This is a genomic window from Mesorhizobium sp. M1409, assembly GCF_040317535.1.
Lineage (GTDB): Bacteria > Pseudomonadota > Alphaproteobacteria > Rhizobiales > Rhizobiaceae > Mesorhizobium.
On sequence record NZ_JAMYKV010000137.1, the window covers coordinates 1 to 1,848 of the forward strand.

A 1,848-nucleotide genomic window follows, 5' to 3' on the forward strand; every position below is an offset into this window, starting at 1 on the left:
TGCGCTCGCGGTTGGTCCGGCGGCGATCCTCATTCTCGGGCGTCGGCACCCGGACCATCGAGCAGACGCGCGGCTCACCCCGCTTCACGGCCAGCAGGGCGCGGATCAGCGCCTCGCCATCAAGCCGATCCGTCTTGGCACGACGGTGGCGGCGCGACACCGCGATCGATGCCGCATCAACGATGTGACTTTCGATCCAGTCCTCGCGGTTCAGCACCCGGTCGATCCAGAAGCCATCCAGCCCCGCCTCCTGGATCACCACCAACGGATAAAGCGTGCCGGTGCGCGCCTCGGCCTTGCTGCGCAGCCCGGTGAGGCAGACGAGCAGCCCGGCACTGTCACCGCCGGCGACCATGTGGCGCGACATCTTCTCGCAGCCCGGTACAATCGAGGTGACTAGCCAGGTCGATCTGGACAGCTCCAGCGAGACGAAGATTGCGCCAAGATCCACGCGGACAGCGGCTTGTAGCTCGGCTTGATCGGCGGTCGAAAGATGCATGAAAGGGCCTCCAAAGAGCGAGTTAAGATGGCCCACTCTGCCAGAGTGCGGGCCACGATCCACTCCCCATGGGATCTGCCGTCATTGCGACCGTGCCGGCATCAACACGCCGGTCGTGACCGCGCCGATGCCCGCGCAACCCTTGCCGGGCAGCATCGCCACGGCCTCGACGCTGGCCTTCGCGCTCGTTCACAAATACGTCGACGGCACACCGCTCTACCGCCTGGCGCAGGCCTTCGAGCGCGCGGGCGTTCCTGTCAGCCGTGGCGCTTTGGGTCACTGGGTGATCGGCTCGAGCGAAAAGCATCTCGCCCGCATCTATGACGTGCTGAAGCTGCGGCTCAGATCGCAGCCCCTCATCCATGGCGACGAGACCACGGTCCAGGTGCTGAAGGAAATGGACAGAGAGGCCACCAGCACCTCGTACATGTGGGCATACCGGAGCGGCCACGACAGTGACGAGCCGATCGTGCTGCTCGATTATCAGCCGGGTCGCGGCCAGATACACCCGCAGACCTTCTTGGGCGATTACCGCGGCATCGTGATGAGTGACGGTTATTCCGCCTGGCGCACGCTGGAAGGGGCAACGCATCTTGGCTGCATGGCCCATTCCAGGCGGCGCTTCGTCGATGCCCTAAAGGCGAGGAAGAAAGGCGGCGGGCCGCCGGAACAGGCACTCCGGTTCTTCGAACAGCTCTATCGGGTTGAAAGGCAGGCGCGGAACGAAATCCCCCATGACGGCGAAACGCGAGATCACTGCATTCGCCACTTCCGCCAGCAACATAGTGTCCCGATCCTCCAGGCTCTCAAGGCATGGCTCGACGACTTCGCTCCAAAAGTCTTGCCGGACAGCAAGCTCGGCGACGCCGTCTCCTACACCCTGAACCAATGGGGATATCTAACTCGTTACACCGAGGACGGCAGCATGCCGATCGACAACAATCTTCTCGAGCGTGACATCAGAATCTTTGCCACTGGCCGGAAAAGTTGGCTGTTCAGCGATACCGTCGACGGAGCCAGGGCCAGCGCCGTCATCTACAGCCTGATGTTGACCTGCCGCGCCTGTGGCGTCGAGCCGTTAGCGTGGCTGCGCCACGTCCTCACCGAATTGCCTCAACGCAACGAGGACGCTGATATCTACGATCTGCTGCCCTTCAACTTCGCCAAAGCAACAGCAGTCTGATCAGACCAGATACCGTTCCCAATTCGAACGCCATCCGTCGAAAGCGCCGGCGTCAACGTGCAGGGAAAATCGCGCTTACGCCGGCACGGCTTCATCCGCGGCTGGAACGTCACGAGCGCGGCGGCCTATGACGGCGCGCAGCTTCGCAATGTCCTCAACCGCGCCA

The 1,848-nt window shown here is 63.1% G+C and carries 1 protein-coding gene and 1 pseudogene; one reads left to right on the top strand and one right to left on the bottom strand.

Annotated features, from left to right (window positions below; genetic code table 11):
- The coding region (locus NKG99_RS35675) for a transposase (protein WP_502913723.1) at positions 1 to 499 on the bottom strand (499 nt) is incomplete at its 3' end.
- 76 nt (positions 500 to 575) lie between these two features.
- Between NKG99_RS35675 and tnpC the strand changes: the two are divergent.
- Positions 576 to 1,682: pseudogene (gene tnpC, locus NKG99_RS35680) on the top strand (IS66 family transposase); the annotation flags it as partial.
- Between the last annotated feature and the right edge of the window lie 166 nt (positions 1,683 to 1,848).